The organism is Bradyrhizobium sp. USDA 4502 (assembly GCF_054063355.1).
Genome location: NZ_JBSSGF010000001.1, coordinates 3,094,336 through 3,109,191 on the forward strand (window position 1 = coordinate 3,094,336; position 14,856 = coordinate 3,109,191).

Genomic DNA, 14,856 nt, shown 5'->3' on the forward strand with positions numbered 1-14,856 from the left:
GACGACGGGTGCGAAACAAATGGCGACGTCGACCACGCTGGTCCGCGCGCTGTCATTGTCGGCGATCACCGCGCTGATGCTGATCCCTGCCCTTGCCAGCGCGACCGATCCCGACAAGAACGCGGATGTCGCGGTGACGAGCAGCATCGCCGCCAAGACGCGCTCCGTCTCGCTCGGCGTTGGCAAGTCGGTCGTGGTCGATCTGCCGCGCGAGGCCAAGGACGTTCTGGTCGCCGATCCCAAGATCGCCAACGCCGTGATCCGCTCTGCGCAGCGCGCCTATATCATCGGCGCGGCGGTCGGCCAGACCAACGTGGTGTTCTTCGACGCCGACGGCAACCAGGTCGCCTCCTACGACATCGCGATCAAGCGCGACCTCAACGGCATGCGCGCCGCGCTGAAGCAGATGCTGCCCGGCGTCCAGATCGAGGGCGTCGGCGACAGCGTCGTCCTGACCGGCACGGTGGCAAGCCCGGTCGAAGCCCAGCAGGCGGGCGACATCGCCGCCAAACTGGTCGGCAGCGCCGACAAGGTCGTCAATTCCATCGTGGTCCGCGGCCGCGACCAGGTGATGCTGAAAGTCACCGTCGCCGAAGTCCGCCGGGACGTCGTCAAGCAGCTCGGCGTCGACCTCAGCGCCAACATGAACTACGGCACCGCCGCGGTGGTCTTCAACAACGCCAACGCCTTCACGGCCAATAACGGCGCGCTCGCCCCCAACAACGGGCTGACGGGCGCAGCCCTGAACAAGCTCGGCGTACCGACGGTCACGGCGACGCTGCGCGCGATGGAGAGCGCCGGCGTGGTCAAGACGCTGGCCGAACCCAACCTCACCGCGATCTCCGGCGAGTCGGCGACCTTCATTTCGGGCGGCGAGTTTCCGATTCCGACCGGCGTCACCTGCCAGACGACGACGTCGGGCACGATCGGCAACTGCGTTCAGACCGTCAGCTTCAAGAAATTCGGCATCTCGCTCAACTTCACTCCTGTGGTGCTGACCGAGGGCCGGATCAGCCTGAAGGTGATGACCGAGGTCTCCGAAGTCTCGATGGAAAACGCCCTGACCGGCGGCCAGAACGGCACGACCATTCCCTCGATCAAGACCCGCCGCGCCGACACCACGCTGGAGGTGCCCTCCGGCGGCTCGATCGCGATGGCCGGGTTGATCCAGGAGCAGACCAAGCAGGCCATCAACGGCATGCCCGGCGTCGATCAGATCCCGATCCTCGGCCAGCTCTTCCGGAGCCAGGACTTCGTCAACAACGAGACCGAGCTCATGGTCATCGTGACGCCCTACGTGGTGCGCGCCGTTGCGCAGAAGGAGCTGTCCCGTCCCGACGACGGATTTGCCCCGGCTTCCGACGCGCAGTCGGCACTGCTGGCGCGCGTCAATCGCATCTACGGCGTTGCCGCCCGCGGCGAGCCGATCGGTGCCACGCCGGTCAATTTCGGCTTCATCATCGACTGAGGCGCGGACCTTGAAGGGTTGGGGGATCCTATGATGACACGCAACACACAAGCCGGTCGTGCCAGGACGCTGTCGCTGTTCGGCGCCCTTGTCACGTCAGCGATCGCGCTCGGCGGCTGCAATCTGACGGGCGACAATCTTGCCACCGGCGCCGTGGGCGACGACTACCGGCAGCGGCATCCGATCGCGGTGACCGAGGGCGAGCAATCAATCGTCGTCTTCGTCGGCCGCGCCCGCGGCAACCTCACCGAAGCGCAGCGCGACGACGTCATGGGGCTGGCGCGCACCTGGCGCCGCGAAGGCACCGGCGCGATTGCGATCGACGTGCCGACCGACAGCTCGAACGCGCGCTCGGCACAGGCGGTGTATCAGGAGATCCGCGGCCTGCTGGCGTCGATGGGCGTGCCCGCCCATGCCATCACCAAGCGCTCCTACCATCTCGATGATCCGCGCGCGCTTCCGACCATTCGGCTGAGCTATCCGAAGATGACCGCCGTCGCCGGTCCCTGCGGAGTGTGGCCGAGCGACCTCGGTCCCTCGATCTACAATCCGAGCTACAACCAGAACAAGCAGTACGACAATTTCGGCTGCGCCACGCAGCGTAACCTTGCCGCGATGGTCGCCAATCCATCCGACCTCGAACAGCCGCGAACCGAGACCGCAGCCTATACGCCGCGCCGTACGATCGCGTTCGATAAATACCGCAAGGGTGAGTCGACCGCGACCGCCTACCCCGAAGCCGAGAAAGCCAAGCTGAGCGACGCCGCGAAATGACCGAACAACAAGACGAGCCGCAGCACGCCAACGATTACATCGCGCCGGCGCCGCGGATTTCCGTGCAGGCCTTCTGCGCCAGCGTCGCGACCGCCGCGAACGCACGCGCGGCTGCCGACGACCGCCGGCTCGCCAAGGCTCATCTCTCGGTCCATATGGGCGGCATCGCCGCGGCGATCGACGCCTACCACAAGGCGCCGACGCCCAACGTCATCATGCTCGAGACCGAGCCGGATCATGATTTCCTCGCCGGTCTCGACGAGCTCGCCACGGTCTGCGATCCCGGCACCCGCGTCGTGGTGCTCGGCACGGCCGGCGAGACTGCGCCGTATCGCGAATTGGTCCGGCGCGGCGTCAACGACTACGTCATCGGGCCGGTCAAGGTGCTCGACATCGTGCGCTCGATCTGCAGCCTGTTCTCGGCCTCCGAAGCGGTCTCGGTCGGCCGCCTGATCGCGGTCGCGGGCGCCAAGGGCGGCGTCGGCGCCTCGACCATTGCCCACAATGTCGCCTGGACCATCGCACGCGACCTCGGGCTGGATTCGGTCGTCGTCGATCTCGACCTCGCCTTCGGTACCGCCGGCCTGGACTACAATCAGGACCCGGTGCAGGGCATCGCCAACGCCGTGTTCTCGCCTGAGCGTCCGGACTCTGCCTTCATGGAACGCCTGCTCGCAAAGTGCGGCGATCATCTCAGCCTGCTGGCGGCGCCGGCCACCCTCGACCAGGTCTACGATTTCGGCGCCGAGGCGTTCGATGCCATCTTCGATACGATGCGCATGACGACGTCCTGCATCGTGCTCGACGTGCCGCATCAATGGACCGCCTGGACCAAACGCGTGCTGGTCGGTGCCGACGATATCCTGATCGTGGCCGAGCCCGACCTCGCCAACATGCGCAACACCAAGAACATGATGAACCTGTTGAGGACCGCGCGTCCGAACGACCGTCCGCCGCTCTACTGCCTGAACCAGGTCGGCATGTCGAAGCGCCCCGAGATCGAGGTCAAGGATTTCGCCAAGACCATCGAGAGCCAGCCGATCGCGGCGATCCCGTTCGACTGCAGGCTGTTCGGTGAAGCCGCCAACAACGGCCAGATGATCGCGGAAGTCTCCGCGCGTCACCGCACCACAAGGACTTTCCTGCAGATCGCGCAGCGCCTCACCGGCCGTCCCGATCTCGCCGAAGCCCGCGAGTCGTTCCTGTCGCCGATCCTCAAGAAGCTGCAGTCGCGCCGAACCGACGGGCGCCGGGCCGCCGGCTAGCGTCCCGCCTGAAAGCGCCCTAGTCGCGGCGACTGGCTGCGACCGGGATCTTCTCGGCGTCGGCGCGGCTCGCATCCCTGCGCGCCAACAGTCGCTTCAGCGCGGCGACGTTGGCTGAGCCCTGCTCCGCCGGCAAATCGGCCTTCATGATGGTTTCCGCCTCGGACTGGCGGCCCTGCAAGCCAACCACGACGGCGAGATTGGTTCGCACCCGCATGTCGCCGGGGGCGCGCTCCCGCGCACGGCGCAGCGTCTCCTCGGCCTTCGGCAGGTCCTTCGACAGCAGATAGGACAGCCCGATATTGGAGAGCACTGACGGATCGTCAGGCACGATCTTCAGCGCACTCGCATAATACTGCCGCGCCTCGTCGTGGCGATCGAGTTGGTCGAGCACGGCGCCCTGCGCCGATAGGATGCGCCAGTCCGGATCTTCCGGGGTATGCGCGCGCCCGAGCACGTCGAATGCCTGCTGGAAATTGCCGTTGTCGGCGAGCGCCCGTCCGTAACCCGCGAGCAGCGCCTTGTTGCTGGGCTGCGCCAGCACCGCCTGCTCCATGACGGCGACCGCCTGGGCCCGCTGGCCGGTGGCGCGCAGCGCCCGGGCGTATTTCAGCGCGGCGTCGGTGTCTTTCGGGTTGGCGCGGACGCGCTCGTGGTAGGTCGCGATGTCGCGCCGCGGATCGGCCGGGGCCGGCGTGGCCTCCGCCGTGTCGCCCAATGAGCCGGTGATGTCAGACGGGCCGGAGGTTTGACAGGCAGACAACCCGATCAGCAGGATCGCGGCAGATACCGTGCCCGCGAGACGGCGCACGCGGCCTGAGGGTCGGGGGAATTTCTCAAACATAAAGCGAGACTCGGAACGGCGAAGGTTCCGGGATGCTCACAGCTTAACCCTAAGGTCCGGTTAAGGATGCCATCATGTCGCCGTCATCCGGCCCAGATGCGGTGCCGGACGCCTGGCGAGACAGCAGCCAAATGGCAGATTCAATCGACGAACTGGGCGCCGAACTCGTGCCCGATTTGCCAGGCCAGCCGGCACTGACGCGGACTGCCGCTCGACAGGATGATGGTGAATTCCGGCGGGATCTCCAGATATTCGGCGATCACCTTGACACCGCCGGCCGAAATATCGGTGATCATGCAGTCGCGTGGCAGCGACCCTGTGCCCAGCTGAATTTTGGCGACGCTCCGGCACGGGCGGCGTTCGCTCTTGCGGCGATTCATAAACATTCTGATCCCCAAGCCTTTCTGGGCAACTTCCTGGCCTATCGTCATAGCGGAGAAAGATTGGAAACTGCCTAGCGGAACCCATCGCAATTGAGCGGTCGCGTTCGAGATTCGTTTACCGGGGCGCCCTCGCCGGGCGACACGAGCTTGGATCAATCAAAGATTGAATAGTTGGAGGATCTGTGCTGCAGGTCGAATGACGCCCCCGATGGGCCGCCTCACTCGATCGCGTGCGTCGCTCCCGCCGTGGTCGCATGAGAACAAAAAGGGGTTGATCGCCAGTCGATAGACGATACCTATGTTCATTCGACTCGAATTCGCCGGGATGCCAGGAAGCATGGGAAGCATTGTTCTGCTCGATCTGATGGGGGGCGTGGCGCTCCTGCTGTGGGGCCTGCACATGGTCCATAGCGGGATTCTGCGCGCCTTCGGACCGGATTTGCGGCTGCTGCTCGCCCGGGCGCTGCGCAATCGCTTTACCGCCCTTGGCGCCGGCCTCGGCCTGACCGCCCTGCTCCAGAGTTCGACCGCGACTGCCCTGATCACCAGTTCCTTCGCCGCCGAAGAGATCGTCAGCCTGGTGCCGGCGCTCGCGATCATGCTCGGTGCCAATATCGGCACCACGCTGATCGTGCAGGTGCTGTCGTTCAACGTCGCCGCCGTCGCGCCGGTTCTGTTCATTGTCGGCCTCGTCGCGTTCCGCAGCGGGCCGCGCTCCCGGATCAAGGATCTCGGCCGCGTCTCGATCGGCCTCGGCCTGATGCTGCTGGCGCTGCACATCCTGCTCGATACGATGGCGCCCGCCGAGAATGCTCCGGGCGTGCGCGTGTTCCTGGGCGCGATCACCGGCGATCCCGTGCTCTGCATCCTGATCGGCGCCGTTGTCACCTGGCTGGTCCATTCCAGTGTCGCCAGCGTGCTGCTGGTGATGTCGCTGGCCTTTTCCCAGTTCATCTCGCCCTATGCCGCATTTGCGCTGGTGCTCGGCGCCAACCTCGGCAGTGCCATCAATCCGCTGCTGGAGGGCGCGCGGCGCGACAATCCGGCGAGCTACCGGCTGCCGGTCGGCAATCTCGTCAACCGCGTCGTCGGCATCCTGCTGGTGGCGCCGTTCCTGCGCCCGATCACCGAGATCATCTACGCCTGGCAGCCCGATCTCGCCAAGGCGACTGCGCTGTTCCACATCGCCTTCAACGTCGCGACCGCGCTGCTGTTCATCGGCGTGCTCGACCACATGGCGCGGCTGCTCGAGCGTCTGCTGCCGAAGCGAGCGCAGGAGACCGATCCATCACGGCCGCGCTATCTCGACGAGAGTGCGCTGGAGACGCCTTCACTGGCGCTGGCCGATGCGGCGCGCGAGGTGCTGCATATGGGCGATCACACCGAGGCCATGCTGCGCAAGGTGATGGCGGCGATGCTGACCAACGATCGCGCCCTGGTCGACCAGGTGTCGAAGATGGACAACACCGTCGACCGGCTGAACGAGGCGATCAAGCTTTACGTCACGAAACTCACCCGCGGCAGCCTGGACGAGCGCGAGGGCCAGCGCGCGATGGAGATCGTCGCGTTCGCGATCAATCTCGAGCATATCGGCGACATCATCGACAAGAACCTGAGCGAGCTCGCGACCAAGAAGATCAAGCATCGCCTGCAATTCTCCAGCGAAGGCGCCGAGGAATTGTCGGCGTTCCATAAGCGCACGATCGACTCGCTGCGGATCGCGTTCGGCGTGTTCATGTCGGGCGATGCCAACGAGGCGCGCAAGCTGCTCACCGAGAAGGCGGCGCTGCGCGCGGCCGAATTGGCCGCCGTCGAGCGTCATCTGGAGCGCCTGCGCGAAGGCCGGCCCGAAACCATCGAGACCACTTCGCTGCATCTCGACGTGCTGCGCGACCTTCGCCGCATCCATTCGCACATCTGCTCGGTTGCCTATCCCGTTCTCGACGCCGCCGGCGAGACCGCCGCCGATCGCGAGAGCACCACCATGGAAGCGACCGAGGTTGCGGCGCCCGCGGCTTCGAGCTCTCCGGGTTCCTAACGCCGGCAAGGCCCGCCGCGCCGGCATGGCGTGATGCGATCTGCGCTCGCTATGTCGGCGGCCGATGTTCGGAGCCGGAACGCCGCTGCGGAAGCGCAGAAACCGCAGCGAGTTGGTTGATGCTGTCACGCTGGCGATCGAAGGCCCCGAGCAGATCCCCTTGCAGCAGCCGGCCGCCCGACAGCTTCATCCGAAGCGGATCGACGTTGCGGCCGTTGATCCGCACCTCGTAATAAAGGTGCGGTCCGGTCGAGAGCCCGGTCGATCCGACAAAGGCGATCGTCTCGCCCTGACGGACGCGGTCTCCGATCTTCAGCCCGGGCGGGAAGCTCGCGACGTGGGCATAGGTCGTCTCATAGCCGCGGTCGTGCCGCACGCGGATATATTTCCCGTACCCGCGTTCGTACCCTTCGGTCTCGACGACGCCGGCGCCCGCGGCCGCGATGGGCGACCCATAGGGCGCTGCATAATCAACGCCCTCATGGAAGCGGCGGTCGCCAAGGATCGGATGAATCCGCCAACCAAAGCCGTCGCCGAGCCGCCCGCTCACGACCGGCTTGCGCAACAGGAATTTGGTGATGGACTGGCCGGTCTCATCATAGAAATCGGAGCTGCCATCGTCCGGCGCCGTGAAGCGATAGTACCGGCGGGTCTGCCCGCCCGCCGTCAAATCGATGAAGACCAACTCCGGCTGACCGATGTCGTTCGGCGCGTAGATGATCTCGGCCACATCGGCGTCGCCGAGCGGCTCGTCGAGATCGAAATCGCGGCCACAGAGCCGCATCAGTTCAGCAACGATCCCCTGGTCGACGTGGTTGGAGCGCGCAAGCGCGTCAAGGCCGTCACGCAGTGTTTCGCCCGGAACGGAATGCGTATCGATCGACTCACGCAGCGGGCTCTCGCTGCGCGCGGCGATGTCGGGCTGTTCGGGCGCGATCGGCTGGTATTGGCCGCCATCGGTGCGACCGACGGCGGACACATCGGAGCCGGCGCGTTCGATCGACACCTTCGCGACATGGCCGCGCGGCGAACCGGCGTCTTCGCCTTGTTCGATGACCGTGATTTTCTCGCCACCGGACAGCGTCTCCAGAGCGCCAGGCGACGGGAAAGCCGCCAGGATCGCCGGCGCGTCCTCCGCGGCCGCCGCCAGCGCCCGCAGAATGGCGGACAGCGTGTCGCCGCTCCTCGCGATAATGACATGTCGACGGTGACGCGACGACGTAGGCGACTTCGGAAGGTTGGTGACGTTGACAGCCTCGCCGATCGGAGCCGGCGGATGCGGCACGTCTTCACCGTCAGCATAGGCGCTGGTGCCGCCCGGCAGCGGGCGCCGCGCTGGACCTGTCCGTATGATGGCCGGCAGCTCCGACAGCAGGTCGCGTTGCGAGCCCGCTCGCGCGTCGTCCTTTTCGTCTCCCCGCGCTTCCTGGTGTGGCGCGAGATCGATCTCCGCGAGCCGCGCTGACACGCGGGTAAATCGACGGACCGCGCCGGCATCGCTCAGCTGCTCAATCTTGAGCGCAGCGGAATTGCCCTGCGGGCCGAGCCTCCGGTCGAGACGATCGCCGCGTCGCGCCTCGTCAACCACCTGCCCTGCAAAGCGCGGAAGTGACACGTCCGGCGCGGCTGCGAATCGCGCGTGATCGCCAAACGCCCCACGAAGCGCACCGGCAAGAAGAGCGACGGCGGCGGATCCGATCAGAATCGTCCCCGCCATCCAGCGGAGACTGACGGCGCGCCGGTCAGGCAATTTGCGCTCGCCGGTGAGCGGTGGCTCGTCAAGCGACGGAATATCGCGGACGGTCGATAGATAACCACCCGCTTTCGTCGCTTCGTCACGGCTGGTCATCAACGCCCCTCATCCCCTGGGGCACGGTCTCGAGATGCCGCCACGCCCACGGCAAGCCGTAGATGCCATGCGGCTTGGGGCGAATGTTTGACCTTGGTTCAGATTCGGTCGCAATTGATGCCGGGCTGAGCCCGATGCTGGAATCTATCGAGCTTCCCGAACAAGGCCCGGCATACCGCTCGCCGCTCCGACGATGACGGCAATCAGCTGTCGAGCGTTTTCGACCCGCGGCCGCGGTTCTTCACGATCAGCATGATGTTGCGGATGTAGATCAGCGTGGCGAGACCCTGCCCGATGATGATGACGGGCTCGCGCTTGGCAAGCCCATAGATCAGCGTCATCAGGCCGCCGCCCATCGAAAAGAACCAGAACGCCATCGGCACCACGCTCTGGCCGGCGCGTTCGCTGGAGATCCACTGCACGAGGAAGCGCGCGGTGAAGAACAATTGCGCGATCAGTCCGAACGCCAGCCAGAAGTCGAACTTGGCGATGAACACGTCGTAGAGATAGGCGCTCAGCGCCTGACCGTACTGAATCAGCATCACTTCACCTCGGTCACGCCCGGCACACCAGTGACATCGGGCACTTCAGCGACCACTTCAGTGACGACCGGCGTCGGCTTCTTGCGGCGGATCAGCCACCACACGCCGGCGAGATCCATGATCCCGATCCAGAGCCGGTCGAAGAATCCATAGTTCGACACGCCGGAATGGCGCGGCCGGTCGACGACGTCGACATAGGCAATCGTCAGCCCCTCGCGGCGGACCAGTGCCGGAAGAAAACGATGCAGCCCGTCGAAGTAAGGCATCGCCAGAAACACCTCGCGCGGAAACGCCTTCAGACCGCATCCGGTGTCGCGGGTGCCGTCGCGCAGGATGATACCGCGCACCGTGTTGGCGATGCGCGATTGCAGCTTCTTGAAGCCGGTGTCCTTGCGCCCGACGCGCTGGCCCGCGGCGAGGCCGACGCGGCCGTTGCCACTCTCGACCGCCGCGATCAGGTCCGGCAAGAAGGCGGGATTGTTCTGCCCGTCACCGTCGAGCGTCGCCACGATCGCGCCGCGCGCGGCGCGCACGCCGCTGCGCACGGCCGCCGACTGGCCCGACGAGACCGCGTGGCGGAGCTGCCGGAGATTGGGCCGCCCGGCCATGACCCCGCTCAGCCGCTCGCCGGTGGCATCCGTCGAGCCGTCATTGACGTAGACGATCTCGTAAGCCCAGCGTCCGTCGAGCGCGGCCGCGATCTCGGCGATCAACGGCGCGATATTGTCCGCCTCGTTGCGCACAGGCACGACGATGGAAACGGCGACCGGCGTCTGGTCGGGAGCAGGCAAATCGGCACTCGTGGTTGGTGTTGTCGGCGATGGAACCAGCCCGATCCGGCCGTCGGGCGACCGCTTTTATGGGGCGAAGGCGCTCCTCGCAACCCTTTTGAGACGCCCGTCCGACGGTCCTGACAGCGCCACCACAGTGCCGTCGCGATGAATGGCAAAACCAAGGCGGCGGGCGGCGAACCAGTAGCGCACGACCATTGCGCCGATCACCCCGACCAGCGCGCCGGCCACCACGTCGCTCGGATGATGCGCCAGCAGCACGAGCCGGGTTGCGGCGATGACCAGCGCATAGACCAGCATCGCGAACCGCGCGCCCGGCCACACCGCGGATATGGCAAAGGCCAGCGCGAACGCCGTGATCGAATGTCCCGACGGAAAGCTCGAATAGGCCTCGGTGCCGGCGAAATGCTGGAAGTTGAAGGCATTGGCCTTGCCGCCGACAAAGGGCCGCCCGCGGCCGACGATCCACTTGATCAATTCGCCGACAGCGACCGAGAGCACGACCGACAGAAACAGGTATTGCAGCCTTGTCCCGAAGCCAAGCAAGGTGGCGCGCGGCACGCCGCGCAGCGCAGGCGCCGCCAGCGCGACCACGATCAGCAGCAGGCCAAGCGCGCACAGCACATACTCGTCCTTGCCGAAATCGGTGAGCGTCTTCACCCACCACAGACCCGGCGTGCCGCGTGGCGGCATCAGACTGATCTCGGTGACATCGAACGCATACATCAGCGTGATGATCACGGCGCCGACGATGACGACGAGCAAAAGTCCGTGGCGCGCGGAGCGGCGAGCCGCCTCGGCACGGCGCGAATGCGACGGCGCCCGCACGAGCTGGGCAAAGGACAGCCAAACCAGCGTCAGCAATCGTCCGAAATAGTTGGCGGATTCCGGGTTGGCTGGCAGCGCCGGCATGTCATTCCGTCCCTTCGGAACGGAAGATCGCGATCGAGACCGCCTTGCCCTGCGAGATGTTGTAGCCCTCGACGCGCACCGGCGCGTTGTAGCGCAGGCCGATCGCCTCGGCGCGCTGCACGAAGGCGCGCTCCGAGCGCTGTTCGACCAGCGCGAAGCGGCAGGAGCCCTGCCCGAGGAAATCCGCGGCGCCCGATCCGTCGGTAAGCAGCGTCGAGGTATCGGTCATGAACACGAGGCTCGGCTCGTGGAAACCGGCGGCTGCCGCCTTCGGGCCGACGCAGGTCACGTTGCGCAAGGCGCGTGCGACCTCCTGGCTCGGAAATACGGTGGTGAGCCGCGGCAGCACCACGCCATAGGTGCCGGCTGCCATCAGCACCGCGGCAATCACCGCATTGAGCAGCGAGCGCTCGGCGCGGCTGTCCTCGAACAACCACCACGCGATCAGGCCGAACACCATCGCGACGGCGAACAACGGCCAGGCCGGAAACACCGGTTGATGGATCGCCTTGATGGCGCCGACGATCACCAGCACCGCGCCGAAGGCGGGGATCGCGAACCACCAGGCGGCGCCGCGCAACAGCCAGGGCGAGCGCGACAGCACGCGCCGCTCCAGCGCGCCGACGGTCAGGATCGCGATCGCCGGATAGAGCGGCAGCACGTAATGCGGCAGCTTGGTCAGCACGGCCTCGAACACGATCCAGGACGGGATCAGCCAGGCTAGCAGGAACTGCGCACCGGGCTCGCGCCGCGCCCGCCACACCGCAGGCGCCGCCATGCCGGCCAGCGGCGCACCGGGCCAGAACGTGATCCAGAACAGCAGCAGATAGAGTCCAGGCGGCGCGCCATGGGATTCCTGAGCACCGAGCTTGCTCAGCATGTCGCCGCCGACCGAGTCGGCAAAGAAGGTCTCGCCGGCGCGCAGGAAAATCAGCACGAACCACGGCAGCACCAGCACCAGGGTCCACATCAGGCCCCAGACCGGGCGCATGCGCCAGAACCAGGCCGCCGATCGGTCGAGAATCGCAAGCCCCGCCATCGCAAGGCCGACGAACATCAGGATCAGCGGCCCCTTGAGCAGGATGCCGACCGCCAGTGCCGTCCAGAAGACCGCGGGCGGACCCCATGACGGGTGTGCGGGATCCTCGCCGCGCTGCCACGACAGATAGACTCGCGCCATCGCGCCCATCGCCGCGGTGACTGTCAGCAGCAGCATCGCGTCGGTCTTGGCGAGCCGCGCTTCGACCCCGAGCAGTACGCAGCTTGCCATCATCAGGGCGGCCAGCACCGCCCCCTGCCGCGTCACGAAGGCCAGCGCGGTCCAATAGGTCAGCAAAACGGCGCCGATGGCGCCGATCAGGGACGGCAGGCGGTACACCCAGATGCGGACCTGGGCGCGCGGCACCCCGAGCGCGGAGACGGTCTTCAGCGCAGCCGCCTGCATCCAGTAGATGCCAACCGGTTTCTTGTAACGGACGTCGTCCTGGAAGCGGATGTCGACGAAATCGCCACTCTCGACCATCTGCTTGGTCGCCTGGGCAAAGCGGACCTCGTCACGGTCGATCGGCGGGATGGTGAAGAACCCCGGCAGGAACAGCACCAGGCAGGTCAGCGTCAGGAACAGGATCGAACGCCATTGGCTGGCCGTTGCGAACTCGAACGCCATGAACAGCCTGCGGCCCGAATGCGCAGGTTTTACAGACTGTTGCCCTGCTCCGAAGCGCCGGGGTTGGAGGCCATCCACCATGGGTTTCGCATACGATGAAACCGCACCGCAAACAACTGTGCTGTTCCGCTTTCCGACCGTGCCGCTCCGCTTTCCCGTGCGATCATTGCACGCGGATCACAACGGTATCCGCGGCCCCCGTGGCGTCGATCACGGTGAGCCGCGCGAAGCCCGGCCCGGGCGGCTCGATCAGGCGCTGGCGCCGGCTGTCGATGTCCCCGGCTGAGACACCATTCACAAGGACCGTCAGCGGCAGCACCCCGCCGGCGACCTTGACCGGCAGCGCGGCATTGCGGCCGCCCTCGGATTGATCGACATCGATGCGCGAGCCGTTCAGCGGAAACTGGATGTGCGGAGCCTGGTCGTTGCCGCTACGGACCAGTTCGCCGAGCGGCCGGAAGCGGCGCAGCGGCGGCGGCAGTTTCGCGTTGGATGCGACCAGCACGCCGCGTGGCGGCTTCGGCAATGCCGCCGGGATTTTGCCGGTGCGTGCAAAGGCGTCGAACAGGATCGGCGCCGCGGCGGTGCGGCCAACCAGACCCGGCACCGGCGCGCCGTCGGGACGGCCGACCCAGACGCCGATCGTGACGCGGCCGTCGAAGCCGACCGACCAGGCATCGCGATAGCCATAGCTGGTGCCGGTCTTGAACGCGATCCGGTTGTGCACGCCGTTCTCCGGCGGCGGCGTGCCGAGCAGGACGTTGCCGACCTGCCAGGCCGCAGCCTGATCCATCAGCCGCATCGTGTCGCGGCTGTCATTCTCCTGCATGATCTCGCGCAACGGTTTAGTCGCGCCGAGCCGTGCCAGGCCGGAATAGAGCTGAGCGAGATCCTGCAACGTGATGCCGACACCGCCGAGACCCATCGCAAGGCCCGGCGCCTCGTCCTTCGGCAGCACGAGACTGGTGCCGGCCTGCTTCAGCCGCGACGACAGCCGGCTGGCACCGACCCGGTCGAGCAGCGCGATCGCCGGCACGTTGAGCGACAATTGCAGCGCCTTGCGGATCGGCACCGTGCCCTGGAACGTCATGTCGAAATTCTCCGGCGCGTAGGTGCCGAAGCGGATCGGCCGGTCCTCGATCAGGCTGTCGGGATGGACAAAGCCATCCTCGAAGGCAAGGCCATAAATGAACGGCTTCAAGGTCGAGCCCGGCGAGCGCACCGCGCGCGTCATGTCGACCTGCCCGGCCCGCCGCTCATCGAAATAATCCGCCGAGCCGACGCGCGCGAGCACGTCGCCCGTCTCATTGTCGACCACGACGATCGCAACCGAGACGTCAGGCCCCTGCGCGATGGCGCGGTCGCGCGCCAGCGCCTCCAGGTTCCGTTGTAGCGCGGCGTCGAGCGTCAGCTTGATGACGGGCGCATCCTTCATCGTCGCGATCGCCTGATCGGACGAATGCGGCGCCAGGATCGGAATCTGCTTGCGCATCTTCGGCACCGCCGTCGCCGTGGCCTGCGCGGCATCGTCCTTCGACACCACGCCATCCTCGACCATGCGCTCGAGCACGCGGTCGCGGGCGGCGTGGGGCGGCGTCGGGGTAACGATCGAGCCGCCGCCGCTCCGGCGATTGCGGCAGCGCCACCAGCAGCGCGGCTTCGGCGAGCGACAGCCGCTTCGGCTCCTTGCCGAAATAGGCGATCGAGGCGGCGCGGACGCCCTCGAGATTGCCGCCGAACGGTGCCAGCGCAAGATAGAGATCGAGGATCTGGTCCTTCGAGAGCTGCCGCTCCAGTTCGACCGCCCGCACCATCTGCCGCAGCTTTGCGTAGACCGAGCGCTGGTGGCGCGGCTCGATCAGCCGCGCCAGCTGCATCGTGATCGTCGAACCGCCCGAGACGATATGACCGCTGGTGAGAAGCTGGAATGCGGCGCGCGACAGCGCCAGCGGATCGATGCCGTGATGCTCATAGAAGCGCTTGTCCTCATAGGCGAACAAGAGCTTCAGATAGGTGGGATCGACTGACGTCTTCGCATCGACCGGCAGCCGCCAGCGCCCGTCCGTCATCGCATAGGCGCGGAGCAGCTTGCCGTTGCGATCGATCACCGTGGTCGAGACCTGCTGCGCCTTGTCGAGCGGCAACGGCCCGAGCGAAACGATCCAGGCGGCGAAGGCGCCGGTGATCGCAATAAGGACGACGGCCATTGCGGCCGCGACGCGGAGCGCCAGCCGCCCGCTGCGCTTGTCGTGCCCGGGCTTGACCCGGGCATCCACATCCTTCGTTCGCATGGACGCGCCTATGAACGGCCGGGTCAAGCCCGG

At 66.4% G+C, this 14,856-nt stretch carries 11 protein-coding genes and 1 pseudogene; 4 read left to right on the forward strand and 8 right to left on the reverse strand.

The genetic code is table 11. From position 1 onward, the window contains the following. Window positions 1-19: 19 nt before the first annotated feature. Genes ACVW1B_RS14135 through ACVW1B_RS14145 form a run of 3 tightly spaced genes read left to right on the forward strand, consistent with a single transcriptional unit; the run spans window position 20 to window position 3,507 of the window. Window positions 20-1,468 (forward strand): type II and III secretion system protein family protein, encoded by a 1,449-nt coding sequence (locus ACVW1B_RS14135; RefSeq protein WP_018271717.1) that lies wholly within the window; start codon window positions 20-22, stop codon window positions 1,466-1,468. Between the two features lie 33 nt (window positions 1,469-1,501). Continuing rightward, window positions 1,502-2,242: a CpaD family pilus assembly protein gene (locus ACVW1B_RS14140; RefSeq protein WP_456821685.1), complete on the forward strand. Its 741-nt coding sequence runs from the start codon at window positions 1,502-1,504 to the stop codon at window positions 2,240-2,242. Then, window positions 2,239-3,507 carry an AAA family ATPase gene (locus ACVW1B_RS14145; protein WP_456821686.1) on the forward strand — a complete coding sequence of 423 codons (1,269 nt, stop codon included), beginning with the start codon at window positions 2,239-2,241 and terminating at the stop codon, window positions 3,505-3,507. The genes ACVW1B_RS14140 and ACVW1B_RS14145 overlap by 4 nt, the downstream gene beginning before the upstream one ends. Window positions 3,508-3,526: 19 nt before the next feature. On the opposite strand, the gene ACVW1B_RS14150 is transcribed toward ACVW1B_RS14145, so the two are convergent. Further along, the gene (locus ACVW1B_RS14150) at window positions 3,527-4,351 is read right to left on the reverse strand and encodes a tetratricopeptide repeat protein (RefSeq protein ID WP_076828747.1); all 825 of its coding nucleotides are present in this window, start codon (window positions 4,349-4,351) and stop codon (window positions 3,527-3,529) included. A gap of 140 nt (window positions 4,352-4,491) precedes the next feature. Then, window positions 4,492-4,737, reverse strand: a complete 246-nt coding sequence (locus ACVW1B_RS14155; RefSeq protein WP_076828746.1) for a PilZ domain-containing protein — start codon at window positions 4,735-4,737, stop codon at window positions 4,492-4,494. Between the two features lie 334 nt (window positions 4,738-5,071). On the opposite strand from ACVW1B_RS14155, the gene ACVW1B_RS14160 reads away from it, so the two are divergent. Further along, window positions 5,072-6,772 (forward strand): Na/Pi cotransporter family protein, encoded by a 1,701-nt coding sequence (locus ACVW1B_RS14160; protein WP_456821687.1) that lies wholly within the window; start codon window positions 5,072-5,074, stop codon window positions 6,770-6,772. A 49-nt stretch (window positions 6,773-6,821) separates the two neighbouring features. On the opposite strand, the gene ACVW1B_RS14165 is transcribed toward ACVW1B_RS14160, so the two are convergent. The 6 genes and pseudogenes from ACVW1B_RS14165 to pbpC form a co-directional block, all read right to left on the reverse strand. Beyond that, window positions 6,822-8,621: a M23 family metallopeptidase gene (locus tag ACVW1B_RS14165; RefSeq protein ID WP_456821688.1), complete on the reverse strand. Its 1,800-nt coding sequence runs from the start codon at window positions 8,619-8,621 to the stop codon at window positions 6,822-6,824. A 203-nt stretch (window positions 8,622-8,824) separates the two neighbouring features. Next, complete coding sequence (locus ACVW1B_RS14170; RefSeq protein ID WP_016845896.1) at window positions 8,825-9,163, reverse strand: lipid-A-disaccharide synthase N-terminal domain-containing protein; 339 nt, start codon at window positions 9,161-9,163, stop codon at window positions 8,825-8,827. Next, entirely contained in the window at window positions 9,163-9,954 is a 792-nt protein-coding gene (locus ACVW1B_RS14175) for a glycosyltransferase family 2 protein (protein WP_456780486.1), read from the reverse strand. Before ACVW1B_RS14175 ends, ACVW1B_RS14170 begins: the two co-directional genes overlap by 1 nt. Window positions 9,955-10,020: 66 nt before the next feature. Further along, on the reverse strand, window positions 10,021-10,866 hold the full coding sequence (locus ACVW1B_RS14180; RefSeq protein WP_168858553.1) for a phosphatase PAP2 family protein: 846 nt from the start codon (window positions 10,864-10,866) through the stop codon (window positions 10,021-10,023). 1 nt (window position 10,867) lies between these two features. Continuing rightward, the gene (locus ACVW1B_RS14185) at window positions 10,868-12,613 is read right to left on the reverse strand and encodes an ArnT family glycosyltransferase (protein ID WP_456821689.1); all 1,746 of its coding nucleotides are present in this window, start codon (window positions 12,611-12,613) and stop codon (window positions 10,868-10,870) included. An 82-nt stretch (window positions 12,614-12,695) separates the two neighbouring features. Next, window positions 12,696-14,823: pseudogene (gene pbpC, locus ACVW1B_RS14190) on the reverse strand (penicillin-binding protein 1C). Between the last annotated feature and the right edge of the window lie 33 nt (window positions 14,824-14,856).